This is a genomic window from Streptomyces sp. NBC_00539 (genome assembly GCF_036346105.1).
Taxonomy (GTDB): domain Bacteria; phylum Actinomycetota; class Actinomycetes; order Streptomycetales; family Streptomycetaceae; genus Streptomyces.
Genome location: NZ_CP107811.1, coordinates 4,717,314 through 4,736,789, shown reverse-complemented (window position 1 = coordinate 4,736,789; position 19,476 = coordinate 4,717,314). Strand labels below are relative to the sequence as shown.

General features: G+C 70.4%; 15 protein-coding genes. 8 read left to right on the top strand and 7 right to left on the bottom strand.

Annotated elements, in window-relative coordinates; genetic code table 11:
* Window positions 1–87 precede the first annotated feature (87 nt).
* Together ppdK and dusB are read right to left on the bottom strand one after the other, a co-directional pair.
* Window positions 88–2,796 carry a pyruvate, phosphate dikinase gene (gene ppdK, locus OG861_RS21220; RefSeq protein WP_329195062.1) on the bottom strand — a complete coding sequence of 903 codons (2,709 nt, stop codon included), beginning with the start codon at window positions 2,794–2,796 and terminating at the stop codon, window positions 88–90.
* Window positions 2,797–3,172: 376 nt separating this feature from the next.
* Window positions 3,173–4,315, bottom strand: a complete 1,143-nt coding sequence (dusB, locus tag OG861_RS21215) for a tRNA dihydrouridine synthase DusB (RefSeq protein ID WP_329195063.1) — start codon at window positions 4,313–4,315, stop codon at window positions 3,173–3,175.
* 65 nt (window positions 4,316–4,380) lie between these two features.
* On the opposite strand from dusB, the gene OG861_RS21210 reads away from it, so the two are divergent.
* The 4 genes from OG861_RS21210 to OG861_RS21195 all read left to right on the top strand — a co-directional run bounded on the left by OG861_RS21210 (window position 4,381) and on the right by OG861_RS21195 (window position 9,991).
* On the top strand, window positions 4,381–5,805 hold the full coding sequence (locus OG861_RS21210; protein WP_329195065.1) for an MFS transporter: 1,425 nt from the start codon (window positions 4,381–4,383) through the stop codon (window positions 5,803–5,805).
* A 1,620-nt stretch (window positions 5,806–7,425) separates the two neighbouring features.
* On the top strand, window positions 7,426–8,487 hold the full coding sequence (locus OG861_RS21205) for an aldo/keto reductase (RefSeq protein WP_329195066.1): 1,062 nt from the start codon (window positions 7,426–7,428) through the stop codon (window positions 8,485–8,487).
* 21 nt (window positions 8,488–8,508) lie between these two features.
* On the top strand, window positions 8,509–9,102 hold the full coding sequence (locus tag OG861_RS21200; protein WP_329195068.1) for a TetR family transcriptional regulator: 594 nt from the start codon (window positions 8,509–8,511) through the stop codon (window positions 9,100–9,102).
* 178 nt (window positions 9,103–9,280) lie between these two features.
* Complete coding sequence (locus OG861_RS21195; RefSeq protein WP_329195070.1) at window positions 9,281–9,991, top strand: VC0807 family protein; 711 nt, start codon at window positions 9,281–9,283, stop codon at window positions 9,989–9,991.
* Between the two features lie 93 nt (window positions 9,992–10,084).
* Here OG861_RS21195 and OG861_RS21190 read toward each other — a convergent pair whose 3' ends face one another.
* Window positions 10,085–11,467, bottom strand: coding sequence for a glycine--tRNA ligase (locus OG861_RS21190; protein WP_190182402.1), 1,383 nt, complete (start codon window positions 11,465–11,467; stop codon window positions 10,085–10,087).
* Window positions 11,468–11,621: 154 nt separating this feature from the next.
* On the opposite strand from OG861_RS21190, the gene OG861_RS21185 reads away from it, so the two are divergent.
* Genes OG861_RS21185 through OG861_RS21170 form a run of 4 tightly spaced genes read left to right on the top strand, consistent with a single transcriptional unit; the run spans window position 11,622 to window position 14,759 of the window.
* A complete protein-coding gene (locus OG861_RS21185; protein ID WP_329195075.1) occupies window positions 11,622–12,587 on the top strand; it encodes a metal ABC transporter substrate-binding protein in 966 nt (321 codons plus the stop codon).
* 35 nt (window positions 12,588–12,622) lie between these two features.
* Entirely contained in the window at window positions 12,623–13,417 is a 795-nt protein-coding gene (locus OG861_RS21180; RefSeq protein ID WP_329202166.1) for a metal ABC transporter ATP-binding protein, read from the top strand.
* Window positions 13,417–14,283, top strand: a complete 867-nt coding sequence (locus OG861_RS21175) for a metal ABC transporter permease (protein WP_329195077.1) — start codon at window positions 13,417–13,419, stop codon at window positions 14,281–14,283. The genes OG861_RS21180 and OG861_RS21175 overlap by 1 nt, the downstream gene beginning before the upstream one ends.
* Before the next feature lie 20 nt (window positions 14,284–14,303).
* On the top strand, window positions 14,304–14,759 hold the full coding sequence (locus OG861_RS21170; protein WP_329195079.1) for a Fur family transcriptional regulator: 456 nt from the start codon (window positions 14,304–14,306) through the stop codon (window positions 14,757–14,759).
* A 49-nt stretch (window positions 14,760–14,808) separates the two neighbouring features.
* On the opposite strand, the gene OG861_RS21165 is transcribed toward OG861_RS21170, so the two are convergent.
* The 4 genes from OG861_RS21165 to leuA all read right to left on the bottom strand — a co-directional run bounded on the left by OG861_RS21165 (window position 14,809) and on the right by leuA (window position 19,192).
* Entirely contained in the window at window positions 14,809–15,633 is an 825-nt protein-coding gene (locus OG861_RS21165) for an isoprenyl transferase (RefSeq protein ID WP_329195081.1), read from the bottom strand.
* A gap of 11 nt (window positions 15,634–15,644) precedes the next feature.
* On the bottom strand, window positions 15,645–16,391 hold the full coding sequence (gene recO, locus OG861_RS21160; protein WP_329195083.1) for a DNA repair protein RecO: 747 nt from the start codon (window positions 16,389–16,391) through the stop codon (window positions 15,645–15,647).
* A gap of 114 nt (window positions 16,392–16,505) precedes the next feature.
* Window positions 16,506–17,201: a TerB family tellurite resistance protein gene (locus OG861_RS21155; protein WP_329195084.1), complete on the bottom strand. Its 696-nt coding sequence runs from the start codon at window positions 17,199–17,201 to the stop codon at window positions 16,506–16,508.
* Window positions 17,202–17,428: 227 nt separating this feature from the next.
* Complete coding sequence (leuA, locus tag OG861_RS21150; RefSeq protein ID WP_329195087.1) at window positions 17,429–19,192, bottom strand: 2-isopropylmalate synthase; 1,764 nt, start codon at window positions 19,190–19,192, stop codon at window positions 17,429–17,431.
* Window positions 19,193–19,476 lie beyond the last annotated feature (284 nt).

Below are 19,476 nucleotides of genomic sequence, written 5' to 3'. Positions count from 1 at the left end.
CCGGAAGCAGGCGCAGCCTCAGGAACCGGTGCCGCCCGGCCGGGTTCGTGCCCGGCTGAGCCGCGCCGGAACCCGGCACGGGGGGGCTCAGCGGCTGTCGGAGCCCTTCGACTCGGCGGCCGCACGGCCGGCCTCCAGGCGCGCCACCGGAATCCGGAACGGCGAGCAGGAGACGTAGTCGAGACCGACCTCGTGGAAGAAGTGCACCGACTCGGGGTCGCCGCCGTGCTCGCCGCAGACGCCGAGCTTGAGGTCGGGGCGGGTGGCCCGGCCGGCCTCGACCGCGCTGCGGACCAGCGAGCCGACGCCGTCCTTGTCGATGGTCTCGAAGGGCGAGACCCCGAAGATGCCCTTCTCCAGGTACGCGGTGAAGAAGCTGGCCTCGACGTCGTCGCGGGAGAAGCCCCACACCGTCTGGGTCAGGTCGTTCGTACCGAAGGAGAAGAACTGCGCGGCCTCGGCGATCTGGCCGGCGGTCAGCGCGGCGCGCGGCAGCTCGATCATCGTGCCGATGGTCAGCTTGAGGTTGGTGCCGGTGGCGGCCTCGACCTCGGCGATGACCTGGTCGGCCTCGTCGCGGACGATCTCCAGCTCCTGGACGGTGCCCACGAGCGGGATCATGATCTCGGCGCGCGGGTCGCCCTTGGCGTTCTTGCGCTCGGCCGCGGCCTCGGCGATCGCCCGGACCTGCATGGCGAACAGGCCGGGGATGACCAGGCCGAGGCGGACGCCGCGCAGACCCAGCATCGGGTTCTGCTCGTGCAGCTTGTGCACGGCCTGGAGCAGGCGCAGGTCGTTCTCGTTGGCGTCCTTGCGGGACTCGGCGAGGGCGACGCGCACCGACAGCTCGGTGATGTCGGGCAGGAACTCGTGCAGCGGCGGGTCGAGGAGGCGGACGGTGACGGGCAGCCCGTCCATCGCCTCGAACAGCTCGACGAAGTCCTTCTTCTGCAGCGGCAGGAGGGCACTGAGTGCCGCTTCGCGCTCGTCGTCGGTGTCGGCCAGGATCAGGCGCTCGACCATCTCGCGGCGCTCACCGAGGAACATGTGCTCGGTGCGGCACAGGCCGATGCCCTGGGCGCCGAAACGGCGGGCGCGCGAGGCGTCCTCGGCGTTGTCGGCGTTGGCGCGCACCCGCAGCCGGCGGACGCGGTCCGCGTACGCCATGATCCGGTGCACGGCGGCGACCAGCTCGTCGGCGTCGTCGGCGCCGGCGTGCATGCGGCCCTCGAAGTACTCGACCACGGGGGACGGTACGACGGGTACCTCGCCGAGGTAGACCTTGCCGGTGGAGCCGTCGATGGAGACGACGTCGCCCTCTTCGACGACCGTCCCGCCGACCGTCATGCGGCGGCGCTTGGTGTCGACTTCGAGGTCCTCCGCGCCGCAGACGCAGGTCTTGCCCATGCCGCGGGCGACGACGGCGGCGTGCGAGGTCTTGCCGCCGCGGGAGGTCAGGATGCCCTCGGCGGCGATCATGCCGTCCAGGTCGTCCGGGTTGGTCTCGCGGCGGATCAGGATGACCTTCTCGCCGGAGCGGGACCACTTGACGGCCGTGTACGAGTCGAAGACGGCCTTGCCGACCGCCGCGCCCGGGGAGGCGGCGATGCCGCGGCCGAGCATGGTCGTCTTGGCGCCCTCGTCGAAGCGCGGGAACATCAGCTGCGCCAGCTGGGCGCCGTTGACGCGCTGGAGGGCCTCGGCCTCGTCGATCAGGCCCTGGTCCACGAGCTGGGTGGCGATGCGGAAGGCGGCGCCGGCGGTGCGCTTGCCGACGCGGGTCTGGAGCATCCACAGCTGGCCGCGCTCGATCGTGAACTCGATGTCGCAGAGGTCCTTGTAGTGGGTCTCCAGCGTCTCCATGATCGTCATGAGCTGGTCGTAGGAGGCCTTGTCGATGCTCTCCAGGTCCGCCAGCGGGACGGTGTTGCGGATGCCCGCGACGACGTCCTCGCCCTGGGCGTTCTGCAGGTAGTCGCCGTAGACGCCCTGGTGGCCGGTGGCGGGGTCACGGGTGAAGGCGACGCCGGTGCCGGAGTCCGGGCCGAGGTTGCCGAAGACCATGGAGCAGATGTTGACGGCGGTGCCCAGGTCGCCGGGGATGCGCTCCTGGCGGCGGTAGAGCTTGGCGCGGTCGGTGTTCCAGGAGTTGAAGACCGCCTCGACGGCGAGGTCCATCTGGTCGCGGGCGTCCTGCGGGAACTCCCGGCCGGCCTCCTTCGCGACGATCTTCTTGAAGGCCTTGACCAGCTTCTTGAGGTCGGCGGCGTCGAGGTCGGTGTCGACGGTGACCTTCTTGGCGGCCTTGGCCTCGTCGAGGGCGTCCTCGAAGAGCTCGCCGTCCACGCCGAGGACGGTCTTGCCGAACATCTGGATCAGGCGGCGGTAGGAGTCCCACGCGAACCGCTCGTCGCCGGCCTGGGCGGCGAGGCCGACCACGGACTCGTCGGAGAGGCCGATGTTGAGGACGGTGTCCATCATGCCGGGCATCGAGAACTTGGCGCCGGAACGCACGGAGACCAGCAGCGGGTCGTCCGACTGGCCGAGCTTCTTGCCCATCTTCGCTTCGAGGGCCGCCAGGTGCGCGCTGACCTCGTCGCGCAGCGCGGCCGGGGCCTCGCCGCTTTCGAGGTAGACCTTGCAGGCCTCGGTGGTGATGGTGAAGCCGGGAGGCACCGGGAGACCAAGGTTGGTCATCTCGGCGAGGTTGGCTCCCTTGCCGCCGAGAAGGTCCTTGAGGTCGCGGTTTCCCTCGGTGAAGTCGTAGACGAACTTCTGATCTTTGTTTTCCGACACGGGTCTCGACTCCTCGAGGACTCGGGTGGCTGCCCTGACGGCCAGGAACATACCCAGATCGAAGGCGTCTGGGTATGTCCACTTAGGCGTCATGCGGCTGTAACCACCCGTGTGCCAGCCAATCGAAAGTAACCGATAAGTAATGCCGACGGGCGAAGAGCGTTCACATCCCGAACGGTGAGGTGGCCCTTGAGGCCTGTTTGCGCTCGGATGAGCGATCATCGATACATTTGCGTTCAAGTGTTGAACGAACAAAGGGTGGCACCCAGTGCCACCCTTTGAAAGTCTTACCCGTGACTTAACTGCTCATCTGAGCGAAACCTCTCCCATGCGTGGCGTATATCACGCTACACCGAGGGCGATTTGTCGGCTGCTGTCAGCCTCCGGAGGTGTCCAGCTCGGCGTCCTCGCTGACGCCTGCGCAGTCGTACGGATCCTTCAACCAGCCCTCCGGCAGGACAACCCGGTTGTTTCCGGACGTCCGGCCGCGCGGACCGTCGGCGCTGTCGGGCCAGGGCTGGTCCAGATCGAGCTCGCTCAGATGAGCGTCCAGTTCGGCGAGGGAAGAGGTCACCGCCAGCTTCTGGCGCATCTCCGATCCCACGGAGAAGCCCTTGAGGTACCAAGCCACGTGCTTACGGAAGTCGATCACCCCCCGCGCTTCGTCGCCGATCCACTCCCCCAGCAGCTGGGCGTGCCGGTGCATGGTGGCCGCGACCTCGCGCAGCGTCGGCTTGTGGAAGTCCTCCGGGCGCCCCTCGAAGGCCGCGACCAGGTCGTTGAACAGCCACGGCCGCCCCAGGCAGCCGCGGCCCACGACCACTCCGTCACAGCCGGTCTCGCGGACCATGCGCAGCGCGTCCTCGGCGCACCAGATGTCGCCGTTGCCGAGCACCGGGATCTCCGGCACGTGCTCCTTGAGCCGCGCGATGGCGTCCCAGTCGGCGGTGCCGCCGTAGTGCTGGGCAGTGGTGCGCCCGTGCAGGGCGATGGCCGTGACGCCCTCCTCGACCGCGATCCGGCCGGCGTCGAGGTAGGTGAGGTGCTCGTCGTTGATGCCCTTGCGCATCTTCATGGTGACGGGCAGGTCACCGGCGCCGGCCACGGCCTCGCGCAGGATCGCGCGCAGCAGGTTCCTCTTGTAGGGCAGGGCCGAGCCGCCGCCCTTGCGGGTGACCTTGGGGACGGGGCAGCCGAAGTTGAGGTCGATGTGGTCGGCACGGTCCTCCTCGACGATCATGCGGACCGCCTTGCCGACCGTCGTGGGGTCGACTCCGTACAGCTGTATCGAGCGGGGCTTCTCGGTCTCGTCGAAGTGGATCAGCTGCATGGTCTTCTCGTTGCGCTCGACCAGGGCGCGCGTCGTGATCATCTCGCTGACGAACAGCCCCTTGCCGCCGCTGAACTCGCGGCACAGGGTGCGGAACGGGGCATTGGTGATACCGGCCATGGGTGCGAGCACCACCGGGGGCTGCACGGTGTGCGGGCCGATCGCGAGGGGCGGGGGGAGCGTGGTCATCCCCCCATTGTCGCCCAGCCGGGCCACACCCCTGTAATTCGTTAGTTAGGCGTACTATCTGAGTCATGCGAACCCTGAGCCCCAGGCGACGCAGCCTCGTGCTGGCGATCTGCTGCATGAGCCTGCTGATCGTGAGCCTGGACACCACCGTTCTGAACGTCGCGCTCCCCTCCATGCGGCGGGAGTTCAACGCCTCGGTGGCCGGTATGCAGTGGACGATCGACGCCTACACGCTGGTCCTGGCCTCGCTGCTGATGCTGGCGGGGTCCACCGGCGACCGGATCGGGCGGCGGAAGGTGTTCAGCACCGGCCTCGTCGTCTTCACGGCGGGCTCCGTGCTGTGTTCGCTGGCGCCGAGCCTGGAGTGGCTGATCGCGTTCCGGATGATCCAGGCCGTGGGCGGCTCGATGCTCAACCCGGTGGCCATGTCGATCATCACCAACACGTTCACGGATCCCAAGGAGCGCGCCCGGGCCATCGGCGTCTGGGGCGGGGTCGTCGGCATCTCGATGGCCGCCGGGCCGCTGATCGGCGGCCTGCTGGTGGACTCCGTCGGCTGGCGGTCCATCTTCTGGGTCAACCTCCCCGTCGGGCTGGCCGCCCTGGCCCTGACCCTGCGCTACATCCCCGAGTCGCGGGCCGAGCACCCGCGCCGCCCGGACCCGGTCGGGCAGCTGCTGGTCGTGGCGCTGCTGGGGTCGGTGACGTACGGGATCATCGAGGCCCCGTCGGCCGGCTGGAGTTCACCGACCGTGCTGGGCTGCGCGGCGCTCGCGGTGGCGGCCCTGGTGGGGCTGCTGGTGTACGAGCCGCGGCGGGCGGAGCCGCTGATCGACCCGCGGTTCTTCCGCAGCGCGCCGTTCAGCGGGGCGACGGTGATCGCGGTGAGCGCCTTCGCCGCGCTGTCGGGGTTCCTGTTCCTGAACACCCTCTACCTCCAGGAGGTACGGGGGCTGGACGCACTGCACGCCGGGCTGTACATGCTGCCGATGGCGGCGCTGGCCTTCCTTTGCGCGCCGCTTTCGGGACGGCTGGTCGGCGCGGTGGGGCCGCGGCTGCCCCTGGTGATCGCGGGGGTGGCGATGGGTGGCAGCGGGCTGCTGTTCGCGGCGTTCGAGGCGGAGGGGTCGGACCCGCTGATGTTCGCCGCGTACGTGCTGTTCGGGCTGGGCTTCGGGATGGTCAACGCGCCGATCACCAACACGGCGGTGTCCGGGATGCCGCGGGCCCAGGCGGGGGTGGCGGCGGCGGTGGCGTCGACCAGCCGGCAGACCGGGGGGACGCTGGGCGTGGCGGTGATCGGCGCGGTGCTCGCGGCCGGGCTGTCCCAGGGCGGCGGCTTCGTCGCCGCGGCGCGGCCGGCCTGGTGGATCATCACGGTGTGCGCTGTCCTGGTCCTGGCGACGGGCATCGCCACGACGGGCCGCTGGGCCCGGCAGACGGCCACCCGCACGGCCGGCGCCCTGAACGCGGCCCTGACACCGAAGTAGCGCCGCAACCGTTCGCCGGCACCACCACGACGACCAGGCCGCGCCGCCGAGCACGACGGCGCGAGCCGGACCGCCTGTCCCTCCCGGACGGCTCGTCGCCGACGGTGCCGAGCCCGGCCTGCCTGCCGGTCCGTGGGCCCGGCTTCCGGCTTTCGGCTTCCGGCTTCCGGCTTCCGGCTTCCGGCTTCCGGCTTCCGGCTTCCGGCTTCCGGCTTCCGGCTTCCGGCACACGCCTAAGCCCGGCAGCGGGGATCCGACGCCGCACGCGGGGGACCGTGCCAGCGGCAGCTCGGGACGGGCGCCGTCGGACCAGGCCTGGCGCTCGGGCCCTGACGAGGGGCCGAGCCGCCAGAGACCCGCCCCCGGACACTGTCCGGCCCGGCCGAAGCCCGGCAGCAGGTACCCGGCACCTCGCAGTGGCAGCCGGGGAGGGGGCGCGCCACGCAGACCACTCCGGGCGCGCGGGCTTTGAGCGGTGGCCGAGCCCCCCAGAGCCGAGGGCCGTCCTCCCGAACACTGTCCGGCCCGGCCGAAGCCCGGCAGCGGGGACCCGACGCCAACGCGGGAACAGCCGGGAACGCGTGCCGCACCGGGCCACGTCGACTACGCGGGCTCTGACGAGGGGCCGAGCCCCCAGACACCCCCCCGGGCAATGTCCGGACCTGCAGCCAGTACTGGGCACTGCCGCCCCAGGAGAACCTCCCAGCGGCATCTCGGGACGGGGTGCCGCATCGGACCACACAGAGCTCGCGGACTCTGACGACAGGTCGAGCAGCCGGGCACCGGCCCTCCGGACACCGTCCGGCCGGGCCGAAGCCCCGCAGCGGGTACTCGGCACCTCTCCCAGCTGCTGCCGAGGACGAGTGCCGCATTGGACCAGGCATGGCTTTGACGGCGGGCTCGAATTCCGCAACGGCCGCCGCGTCCGGTGCCGCCGAAGCCCCGGCAGAGCGCAGGACGGCCTGCGACGTCAGTCGGGGGCCACCGCATATGAGCCCAACAACGCTGAGGTGCAGCGCCGGTAGCGGATAGCGGAGCGCTCCCGGCGGCAGCCCGGCAGCGCTGCTCTGCCGGCAGCGTGAGGCTCTGCTGACAGGCCCCGAGTCTCCGGGCGTCCTCCTTGTCCACAGCCGCCGCATTCCGTGCAGTCGCAGTCGGGGCGTGCGGGGCGGCGCGGACGGCGTCCGGCGCATCCTGCTCGCCGGGTGAACGGTGCGGACCGGACCGCCGGGCCGGCGCGGTGGCCCCTCACCCTCCCGCCCGAGGAGGCTGCTGACCAACCCCGGCCGCTCGGGCGAGGTCGTAGGGAGTGACCGGGCACCCGCAGCGGCCTCCGCCGCCAGGAACGTGGGCCTTCGGCGGCCGGGCACCTGCCGCCCGCGCGGCGGCCGCGCCCGGACCGGTGGCCGAGCCCGCCCGACCCCGCAGCCCGCGACCCTCCGGGGTTCCTCCGCGGCGCGGCGGGCGGGCGAGCGGTGCCGTCACCGTCCCTCGATCACGCGCCGTGGCGCCAGGCCTGCGCGCACTCCCCTACGCCCCACGCAGGCGCCCGAGCCGGTACCACCACGCTGACGGGTGACAGATATTGAAATCTGTCACCCGTCATGTCATTCTCGTTGCATGACGACGAACGAGACCATCCGACCGACCACCACCACCACCACGACCCTCGGCGCCACCGGCCCCGCCGTCTTTCCGATCGGGCTCGGCTGCATGGGCATGTCCGCGCTGTACGGAGAGAGCGACCGGTCCGAGTCGATCGCGACCATCCACGCCTACCTCGACGCCGTCCCCGACGGCATGGACGCCCTGCTCGACACCGGCGACTTCTACGGCATGGGGCACAACGAGCTGTTGATCAACGAAGCCCTGCGCAGCGCGCCCGTCGCGCTGCGGGAGCGGGCGCTGACCAGCGTGAAGTTCGGCGCCCTGCGGACGGTAGACGGCGGATTCACCGGGATCGACGGCCGGCCCGAGGCCGTGAAGAACTTCCTCGCCTACTCGCTCCAGCGCCTCGGCCGGGACCACGTCGACATCTACCGCATCTCCCGCCTGGACCCGGCCGTGCCGATCGAGGAGACGGTCGGCGCGATCGCCGAGGCGGTCCAGGCGGGGCACGTGCGGCACATCGGGCTCTCAGAGGTCGGCGCGGACACCCTGCGCCGAGCCGCCGCCGTGGCTCCGATCGCGGACCTCCAGATCGAGTACTCGCTGATGTCGCGCGGGATCGAAGCCGAGATCCTGCCGACCGCGCGCGAGCTCGGCATAGGCATCACCGCGTACGGGGTACTGGCCCGCGGCCTGATCAGCGGCCACTTCGGCCGCGACCGGCAGCTGTCCGCCGACGACTTCCGCGGGATGAGCCCGCGCTTCCAAGGCGAGAACCTCCACCGGAACCTCGATCTGGTGGACGCCCTTGGCAAGGTGGCACAGGAGAAGGCAGTGAGCGTCGCCCAGACCGCCATAGCGTGGGTGCTCGCTCAGGGCCGGCGGCACCAGGTCGACATCGTGCCGCTGGTGGGCGCCCGGCGCCGGGACCGGCTGGAGGAGGCACTGGGTGCCCTGGGGATGGAGCTGAGCCCCGCCGATGTGGCCGCCATCGAGGCGGCGATACCCGCGGGGGCCGCAGCCGGCGAGCGTTACCCGGCGGCGCAGATGGCCCATCTGGACAGCGAGCGCTGACCTGGCGGTACGGTCGTACTCATGCCCTCCGCTGCTGCCGAACCCCTGACCCCCGAGCGCATCCTCGAGACCACCGAGGAAGTGCTGCGCCGCTTCGGCCCGACCAAGGCGACCGTGGTGGACGTGGCGCGCGCGCTGGGTGTCAGTCACGGCAGCGTGTACCGGCACTTCCCGTCGAAGGCGGCGCTGCGCGAAGCCGTCACGGACCGCTGGCTCGCCAAGAGCGTCGTACAGCTGGAGGAGATCGCCTCGGCGCCGGCCGAGTCGGCCCCCTCCAAGCTGGAGACCTGGCTGGAGGCGCTCTTCGAAGCCAAGCGGCACAAGGCGGGCGACGACCCGGAACTGTTCGCTACGTACACGGTGCTGCTGGCCGAGAGCAGCGGGGTGGTGGATCACCATCTGAGCGAACTCATCGGACAGTTGACCCGGATCATCGCCCAGGGCGTCGCGGACGGGACACTGGCCGCGCAGGACGTACCGGCTGCCGCCCGCGCGGTGTTCGACGCCACCGGACGCTTCCATGATCCGCAGTACGCGGCCGACTGGCGCTCGCCCACGATCATCGCGGAGTTCGAGGCGGTCACCTCGCTGATCGTCCGCGGCCTGCGGGCCTGACCAACAGCCCTGCCCCGCACACCTGCCCCGTCCGCTGCGCCGGGCTGGCCGTCTGCGCCGGACTGGCTCATTCCGCGTTCACTTGGTGATCATTTGAGCCGGGGGGCCCTGTCGCGGGCCCGCATACCTGGCCTAGGTTCCCCCCGAACACTCCATCAGGTACGTCTCAGGGGGAAGCATGTCCACAACGCAGCCACAGGTCGGCCGCCCGGCGCCACCCGCGCGGTCGGGCGGGGCGGCCGCGGTCGGCTGGATCGTGACCATCGGTCTCAACGTGGTCGCACCGGTCATCACGTACAACCAGCTCCACGATCACGGCTGGAGCGAGTTCGGCGCGCTGCTGATCAGCAGCGCCTGGCCGGTGCTCGACAGCGCGATCAGCCTGGCCTGGCGCCGCAAGCTCGACGAGTTCGCCATCGTCACGCTGGTGTTCCTCGTCATCACGGCCGTGGTCTCGCTGATCGGCGCGCACTCGGCCCGCGCGCTGCTGATCAAGGACTCGTGCGTCACCGGGCTGTTCGGGCTGCTGTGCCTGGCCACCCTGCTCGCCCCGCGCCCGCTGATGTTCTACTTCGGCCGCAAGTTCGCCACCGACGGCACTCCCGAGAGCACCGGCTGGTGGAACGGCCTGTGGCAGTACGAGGGATTCCGCCGGACGCTGACCGTCATGACCACGGTCTGGGGTGTGGCGTACCTGGTCGAGGCCGCGGTGCGGGTGGCACTGACGTACGTGCTCGACACCGGCACGATGGTCACCGTCAGCCCGATCATGATCTACACGGTGCTCGGCCTGCTGGCCGTCTGGACCGCGCGTTACGGCAAGCGTTCCCAGGCCGAGGGCGAACGCCGCGCCGCGGCGGCGGCCGCCGCGCAGGCAGCGGCCGCCTGACAGGCAGGCGGCAGGACGGAAAAACGGCGGTGGCCCGGTGCGCAGTGCGCACCGGGCCACCGCCCGTTCCCGCGGGAAGCGGGACCGACGGGCCTAGCAGCCGAGCAGGCGGCTGCCGAGGTAGCTCTGGATCTGGTCCAGGGAGACGCGCTCCTGCTTCATGGTGTCGCGCTCGCGCACGGTCACCGCGTTGTCGTCCAGGGTGTCGAAGTCGACGGTCACGCAGAACGGCGTGCCGATCTCGTCCTGGCGGCGGTAGCGGCGGCCGATGGCGCCCGCGTCGTCGAACTCGATGTTCCAGTTCTTGCGCAGGTCGGCGGCGAGACCCTTGGCCTTCGGCGACAGCTGCGGGTTGCGGGACAGCGGCAGGACGGCGACCTTGATCGGCGCCAGGCGCGGGTCGAGGCGCATGACGGTGCGCTTCTCCATGACGCCCTTGGCGTTGGGGGCCTCGTCCTCGTTGTACGCGTCGAGCATGAAGGCGAGCATGGCGCGGTTGACACCGGCCGCCGGCTCGATGACGTACGGGGTGTAACGCTCGCCGGCCTCCTGGTCGAAGTACGACAGGTCCTGGCCGGAGGCGGCGGAGTGGGCCTTGAGGTCGAAGTCCGTGCGGTTGGCCACGCCCTCCAGCTCGGAGAACTCGTTGCCACCGAAGTTGAAGCGGTACTCGATGTCGGCGGTGCGCTTCGAGTAGTGGGACAGCTTCTCCTTCGGGTGCTCGTACCAGCGGATGTTCTCCTCGCGGATGCCGAGGTCGCGGTACCAGTTCCACCGCTCGGCCATCCAGTACTCCTGCCACTGCTCGTCCTCGCCCGGCTTGACGAAGAACTCCATCTCCATCTGCTCGAACTCGCGGGTGCGGAAGATGAAGTTGCCGGGCGTGATCTCGTTGCGGAAGGACTTGCCCATCTGCGCGATGCCGAAGGGGGGCTTCTTGCGCGAGGTGGTCTGCACCTGGGCGAAGTTGGTGAAGATGCCCTGGGCCGTCTCGGGGCGCAGGTACGCCTTGGAGCCGGTGTCCTGGGTCGGGCCGAGGTGGGTCTCCAGCATGCCGGAGAACTGCTTCGGCTCGGTGAACTGGCCCTTCACACCACAGTTGGGGCAGTTGATGTCGGCGAGACCGTTGGCCGGCGGACGGCCGTGCTTGGCCTCGTACGCCTCTTCCAGGTGGTCCGCGCGGTGCCGCTTGTGGCAGGAGGTGCACTCGGTGAGCGGGTCGGAGAAGGTGGCGACGTGGCCGGAGGCCTGCCACACCTCGGGGGCCAGGATCACGGAGGAGTCGAGTCCGACGATGTCCTCGCGGCCGGTGACCATGGCCTTCCACCACTGGCGCTTGATGTTTTCCTTGAGCTCGACGCCGAGCGGACCGTAGTCCCAGGCAGCCCTGGAGCCGCCGTAGATCTCACTGCACGGGAAAACGAAGCCACGGCGCTTGCTCAGGCTGACGATGGTTTCGATCTTGTCGGCGGCCACGGTGCTCTCTTCATTACGAGGACGAACGGCGAAGCCTTTAGGTTACCGGCGCCCGCACCCCCGCTATCAAATCGGGACCCCTTCAACGGCCCTGCCCGGGCTGCCCCACCAGGGTTTTTGACAACCGTTTCCATCTTTGATGAAAATGGATGTCATGAACGTACGACGCCTCATACCCACGGCCGCCCTCGCCGGAGCCGTGGCCCTCGCCGCGACGGCCCTCACCGCCTGTTCCGGCGCCGGTGCCTCCGGAGCCGCCGAGGACGGCAGGCTCGACGTGATGGCGTCGTTCTACCCGCTGCAGTACCTCGCCGAACAGATCGGCAAGGACCACGTGCAGGTCACCAGCCTGACCAAGCCGGGCGTCGAACCGCACGACCTGGAGATCACCCCCAAGCAGACCGCCCGGCTCACCGAGTCCGATGTCGTGCTCTACCTCAAGAACCTCCAGCCCGCCGTCGACAAGGCGGTGGCCCAGGCCGGCGTGAAGAACACCGTCGACGCCGCCACCCTCACCAAGCTGGAGCAGCACGCCGCCTCCGGCCACCACGACCACGCGACCGAGGGCGAAGAGGAGGGTCACGCGCACGGCGAGGCCGGCGCGGACCCCCACGTCTGGCTCGACCCCCACAAGTACGCGGAGATCGCCAAGGGTGTCGGCGCCGCCCTGGAGAAGGCCGATCCCGCCCACGCGGCCGAGTACAAGAAGAACACCGACGACCTGCTGGCCAGGCTGACCGCCCTGGACACCGAGTACAAGAACGGCCTGGGCGGCACCGCCTCCAAGACCTTCATCACCACCCACGCCGCCTTCGGCTACCTCGCCGAGCGCTACGGCCTGGACCAGGAGGGCATCTCCGGCGTCGACCCCGAGTCCGAGCCCAGCCCGGCCCGGATGAAGGACCTCCAGGCCGTCGCGAAGAAGGACAATGTGTCCACCGTGTTCTTCGAGACGCTGGCCAGCGACAAGACCGCCAAGACCCTCGCCGCCGACACGGGCCTCAAGACCGACGTCCTCGATCCCCTCGAGGGGATCACCGACAAGTCCCAGGGCGCCGACTACTTCGAGGTCATGCGGTCCAACCTCAAGAACCTGCAGAAGGCGCTCGGCACCAAGTGATGACAGCAGCAGCAACGGAGGCGCGAGCCATGGCCATGGAATCCGGTACGGCCGCATCGGCGGCCGAGCAGCCCGTCATATCCCTGCGCGGGGCCACCGCCTCGCTCGGCTCGCGCCCCGTGCTGCGCGGGGTCGACCTCACCGTCCGCCGCGGCGAGGTCGTCGCGCTCCTCGGCGCCAACGGCTCGGGCAAGTCCACCGCCGTCCGCGCCGTGGTCGGCCAGGTCCCGCTGAGCGACGGCACGCTGTCCCTCTTCGGCACCGACTTCAAGCGCTTCCGGCAGTGGTCGCGGATCGGCTACGTCCCCCAGCGCACCACCGCCGCCAGCGGCGTCCCCGCCACCGTCCGGGAGGTCGTCTCCGCCGGCCGGCTGGCCCGCTCCCGCTTCGGCGTCCTGCGCAAGACCGACCGGATCGCCGTCGAGCGCGCGCTGGACCTCGTGGACATGAACGCGCACGCCGACGCCTCCGTCAACGCCCTCTCCGGCGGGCAGCACCAGCGCGTGCTCATCGCCCGGGCGCTCGCCGTCGAGCCCGAACTCCTGATCATGGACGAACCCATGGCCGGCGTCGACCTGGCCAACCAGGAGGTCCTGGCCAAGGCCGTACGGCGCCAGGTGGCCGCCGGTACGACCGTCCTGCTCGTCCTGCACGAGCTGGGCCCCCTGGAGCCGCTGATCGACCGGGCCGTCGTCCTGCGCGACGGCTGCGTCGTGCACGACGGCCCGCCCCCGCAGGCCGTCGGCCAGCACGCCCTGCCCGGCCACGACCACGTACACCCCCACGCGGCGCACGACGCCGAGCCCCTGCGGACGGGACTGCTGAGCTGATGGACCTCCTCCACTACCCCTTCATGGTGCGGGCCCTGATCGCCGCCGCCCTGGTCGGCATCACCGCCCCCGCGATCGGCACCTACCTCGTCCAGCGCCGCCAGGCCGTCATGGGGGACGGCCTCGGCCACGTCGCCATGACCGGTGTCGCCCTCGGCTTCCTGCTCAACACCAGCCCGGTGTGGATGGCGACGCTCGTCGCCGTCCTCGGTGCCGTCGTCATGGAGATGATCCGCTCCCGCGGCAGGACCAGCGGCGACGTCGCGCTCGCGATGCTCTTCTACGGCGGCCTCGCAGGCGGCGTCATGATCATCAACATGGCTCCCGGCGGCTCCACCACCAACCTGCTCAGCGCCATGTTCGGGTCGATCACCACCGTCTCGACCCAGGACGTGACCGCCGTCGTGATCCTGGCCGCGTTCGTCATCGCGGTGACCATCGGCCTGCGCCGGCAGCTCTTCGCCGTCTGCCAGGACGAGGAGTTCGCCCGCGTCACCGGCCTGCCGGTGCGCGCGCTGAACCTGCTGATCGCGGTCACCGCCGCGATCACCGTGACCGTCGCCATGCGCATCGTCGGCCTGCTGCTGGTCAGCGCAATGATGGTGATCCCGGTCGCCGCCGCGCAGCGCCTGACGCGCGGTTTCGCGGCCACGCTGGGCCTGGCCATCGCGATCAGCCTGACGGTGTCCCTGACCGGGACGGCGGCCACGTACTACATCGACGTGCCCTCGGGCGCCACGATCGTGCTGCTCGCCATCGGTGTCTTCATGGTCATGACGGCCCTGTCCACCCCGCTGGCGCGGCGCCGGGCCAAGGCGGCCCGGGTGGCCGAAGAGGTCTGCACACGCGACGACGTAAAGGTTTGACCCGTCGGCAGCCTGGCACAATGGGGCGAGGCCGATACGAGGAGGAACCGGTGGCGACTGCGCCTGGCGAGACCGCGCCAGTACGAGGACGATCCACCCGGCAGCGCGCCGCCGTGGCCGCGGCGCTGGACGAGGTGGACGAGTTCCGCAGTGCCCAGGAGCTGCACGACATGCTCAAGCACCGCGGCGACTCCGTGGGCCTGACCACGGTCTACCGCACCCTCCAGTCCCTCGCCGACGCCGGCGAGGTGGACGTGCTGCGCACCAGCGACGGCGAATCCGTCTACCGGCGCTGCTCCACCGGCGAACACCACCACCACCTCGTGTGCCGCAAGTGCGGCAAGGCCGTCGAGGTCGAGGGCCCGGCGGTGGAGAAGTGGGCGGAGGCGATCGCGGCCGAGCACGGCTACGTGAACGTCGCCCACACGGTGGAGATCTTCGGGACCTGCGCGGACTGCGCCGCCGGCGCTTCCTGAGGGCGGTCCGGGCAGGGGCCGTCCCCCCGCCCGGAAGCCTCGGACGGGGTCAGCGGGACGCGCCCGGCTCCGGCTGGTTGGGGACCGCGCCGCCGAAGCGGCGGTCGCGCTGGGCGTACTCCAGGCAGGCGCGCCACAGGTCGCGGCGGTCGAAGTCCGGCCACAGGACGTCCTGGAAGACCATCTCGGCGTACGCGCTCTGCCAGATCAGGTAGTTGGACGTGCGCTGCTCGCCGCTCGGCCGCAGGAACAGGTCCACGTCCGGCATGTCCGGGTAGTAGATGTACTTCGCGAAGGTCTTCTCGTTGACCTTCGACGGGTCCAGCTTGCCGGCGGCCACGTCCCGGGCGATCGCCTGCGCCGCGTCCGCGATCTCGGCGCGGCCGCCGTAGTTGACGCAGAAGTACAGGGTCATCGCGTCGTTGCCGACGGTCTGCTCCTGCGCGATCTGGAGCTCCTGGACGACCGACTTCCACATCTTCGGCATCCGGCCGACCCAGCGGATGCGGATGCCCAGCTCGTTCATCTCGTCCCGGCGGCGCCGGATGACGTCCCGGTTGAAGTTCATCAGGAAGCGGACCTCGTCGGGCGAGCGCTTCCAGTTCTCCGTCGAGAAGGCGTACAGGGACAGGTTCTTGACGCCCATCTCCAGGCAGCCCTTGAGCACGTCGAGCACGACGCCCTCGCCCACCTTGTGGCCCTCGGTGCGCGGCAGCCCGCGCTCCTTGGCCCAGCGGCCGTTGCCGTCCATGACGACCGCGACGTGGTTCGGGACGAGCTCGCCGGGGATCTTCGGCGGGCGCTCACCGGACGGGTGCGGCTCGGGAACCTTGTACTCCCGGCGAGAGCGTCCCAGAATCCCGCGTCGTGCCATGTGCCCAGCTCCTATTTCTCGACGTATCGCAGGGAGCGTAGCCCGCGCTCCAGATGCCAGTGCAAATAGGCCGAGACCAGCCCGCTGCCCTCCCGCACGTGACGCGCCTCGCAGGCGTCCGCGTGACCCCAGTCGCCCGTCAGCAGCGCGCTGAGCAGGGCGATGGCCTCCGACGAGGGTACGACGCTGCCCGGCACCCGGCAGTCGCCGCATATGACCCCGCCCGCGGCGACGGAGAAGTGCCGGTTGGGGCCGTGGATGCCGCACTTCGCGCAGTCCTCGAAGCTCGGCGCGTAGCCGTTGACGGCCAGCGAGCGCAGCAGGAAGGCGTCCAGGATGAGGTGCGGCTCGTGTTCACCGCGCGAGAGCGTGCGCAGGGCGCCGACGAGCAGCAGGTACTGCTGGACGGCCGGTTCGCCCTCGTTCTCGGTGAAGCGTTCGGCGGTCTCCAGCATCGCGGTGCCGGCGGTGTAGCGGGCGTAGTCGGTGACGATGCCGTTGCCGTACGGGGCGATGATCTCGGTCTGGGTGCACAGGGGCAGGCTGCGGCCGACGAGGTCGCTGCCGCGCGCGAAGAACTGCACGTCGGCGTGGGAGAAAGGTTCCAGCCGGGCGCCGAACTTGGACTTCGTGCGCCGTACCCCGCGGGCGACGGCCCGCACCCGGCCGTGGCCCCGGGTGAGGAGCGTGATGATGCGGTCCGCCTCACCCAGCTTCTGGGTGCGCAGCACGATGCCGTCGTCGCGGAACAGACTCATGGGCCCATTGTCCCCTGCGCGGGGACCGGCGCGGGGCCGTCGTGCGGCGGACCGTCGTCGCGCGGGACCGACGTCGCGCGGGACCGACGTCGCGGGCCGTCGTGCGGCGGACCGCTACGGGGCGCGGACCGCCGACAGCAGCCGGGCGACCTCGTCCGCTCCCATCCGCAGCGCCGCGCCCACGGTGGCCAGCACCTCCCGCTCGGCCGGGATGTACGGCCCGTCGGCGAGGGCGATCCGGGCGCCCTGGAGCAGGAGCGACGCCCGACCCGGTCCGGCCAGGTGCGGCGCGAGGGGTTCCAGCGCCTCGTGGAGCTCTATCGAGAGCGCGGCCCCGCAGCACTCCGGGCCGTCGTACAGCCCCAGCCGCCCCTCGTCGGTCGCCAGGGCGTCCACCACGGCCTCCAGCTGCTCCTGCGTGCAGTCCTGGAACCCGGCGCCCCGTACGGCCGCCACGGCCGCCTCCAGGGCGCTGCGCGAGGTGGTCCCGCCGGCGGCGAGGACGGCCAGCGTCACGGTGTGCACGGCGTCGCGCAGCATCGCCGAGAAGCGGGTGGTGGTCAGGTGGTCCAGCACGTCGGTGCCGAAGCGCTCCTTGCAGGCCTGGCACTCGACCACCGGCCCGGCGGATCCGCGCGGCAGCAGCGGCACGCCGAGGACCGCGAAGCGGCGTCGGCCGGTGCGCCTGCGGTAGTTGCGGTCACCGCCGCAGCCGGGGCAGAAGAACTCCCCGTCGGCCACGGTGCTCCAGGTGGTACGGATGCCCCATACGGTCAGTTTCCGGCCGTCCCCACCCCGAACTGGCAGCACGTCGCACCTCCGTATGCGGACCCCACGGCACCATCGCCGGGTGGGCGTGATGTTAGCCACATCCGTGAGTGTGTGTCAGGCGTGTGACGAGACAACCTGGCCCGGGAACCGGAGTTGGCCGATCTGCGCCCCCACCGCGAGGCGCGGCGCCGCCCGGAAAAAGCGGAACCCCGCGCCTCCGGGGGAGGTGCGGGGTTCGCTCGCGCGGCCGGTGGGACCGGGTGGGATCAGCGGCCCGCGCGGTTGACGGCGGAGATGACCGCCTTCAGGGAGGCGCGGGTGGTGTTGGCGTCGATGCCGATGCCCCACAGGACGCGGCCGTCGATCGCGCACTCGATGTACGAGGCGGCCACGGCGGAGGCGCCCTCGCTCATCGTGTGCTCGGTGTAGTCCAGCAGGCGGGCGTCGATGCCGATGCCGGCCAGCGCGTCGAAGAAGGCCGAGATCGGACCGTTGCCGGTGCCGGTCAGGACGGTCTCGGCCCCGTCCACGACCGCCTCGACGGTCAGCGTGTCGGTGCCGTCCTTGTCCGTTGCCGTCGAGCCGGAGCGCAGCTGGATGCGGCCCCACGGGTTCTCGGGGTTGGGCAGGTACTCGTCCTGGAAGACCGACCAGATCGCCTTCGGCGTGACCTCGCCGCCCTCGGCGTCGGTCTTGGCCTGGATGATCCGCGAGAACTCGATCTGCATGCGGCGCGGCAGGTCCAGCTTGTGGTCGTTCTTGAGGACGTAGGCGATGCCGCCCTTGCCGGACTGGGAGTTGACCCGGATGACGGCCTCGTAGGAGCGGCCCACGTCCTTCGGGTCGATGGGCAGGTACGGCACGGCCCACTCGATCTCGTCCACGGTCTTGCCGGCGGCGGCCGCGTCGGCCTCCATCGCGTCGAAGCCCTTCTTGATGGCGTCCTGGTGGGAGCCGGAGAAGGCGGTGTAGACCAGGTCGCCCGCGTAGGGGTGGCGCGGGTGGACCTCCATCTGGTTGCAGTACTCGCTGGTGCGGCGGATCTCGTCGATCTGCGAGAAGTCGATCTGCGGGTCGATGCCCTGGGAGAACAGGTTCATGCCCAGGGTGATCAGGTCGACGTTGCCGGTGCGCTCGCCCTGCCCGAACAGGCAGCCCTCGATGCGGTCGGCGCCGGCCATCAGGGCCAGCTCGGCGGCCGCCACGGCGGTGCCGCGGTCGTTGTGGGGGTGGACGGAGATGCAGATGTGCTCGCGGCGGGTCAGGTTGCGGGCCATCCACTCGAAGCGGTCCGCGTGGGTGGAGGGCGTGGAACGCTCCACGGTGGCGGGCAGGTTCAGGATGATCTCGCGGCCCTCGGCCGGCTGCCAGACGTCACAGACGGCCTCGCAGACCTCCAGGGCGAAGTCCAGCTCGGTGTCGGTGAAGATCTCCGGGCTGTACTGGTAGCCGAAGGTGGTCTCCGGGCCCAGCAGCTTCTCCGCGTACTCCATGACCAGGCGGGTGCCGTCGACGGCGATCTGCTTGATCTGCTCCTTGGAGCCGCGGAAGACGACCCGGCGGAAGGTCGGGGCGGTCGCGTTGTACAGGTGCACGGTGGCGCGCTTGGCGCCGACCAGCGACTCCACGGTCCGCTCGATCAGGTCCTCGCGGGCCTGGGTCAGTACGGAGATGGTGACGTCGTCCGGGATCGCGCCCTCTTCGATGATGGAGCGGACGAAGGCGAAGTCCGTTTCACCGGAGGAGGGGAAGCCGACCTCGATCTCCTTGTAGCCCATGCGCACCAGCAGGTCGAACATCTCGCGCTTGCGGGCGGGGGTCATCGGGTCGATCAGCGACTGGTTGCCGTCGCGCAGGTCGGTGGACAGCCAGCGGGGGGCCTTGGTGACGCGGGCGTTCGGCCAGGTGCGGTCCGGGATGTCGACCTGCTCGTAGAAGCCGTACTTGTGGACGGGCATCCCGGAGGGCTTCTGCATGTGGGTCGCGTTCGTGATGGGCGTGGGGCGACCTGCGAAAGTGTGCTGACTCATGGCGTGGGGCTCCTCGCGTGTCCGCGTGTAGTTCGCTGGGACGGCCGACGGCGGTCGTAAATCCGCAACACCAAACTCCGCGGGGAGGGGGCCGGCCTACGACTACAGACCCTCGCCGCGGCAGCTAAGGAGAAGCAGCCCGAAACGCATGATGGGCCGAGCCTAGCCGAGCCGCGCCGTAACGCGAGGACCTGTTTCAGTATGCAAGACCCCCTGGTCCGTTTTGTACCCCTTTGTGAGTTAAGACTCGTTATGCACCGTCGCAGCCACGGGATGTCCGGTCG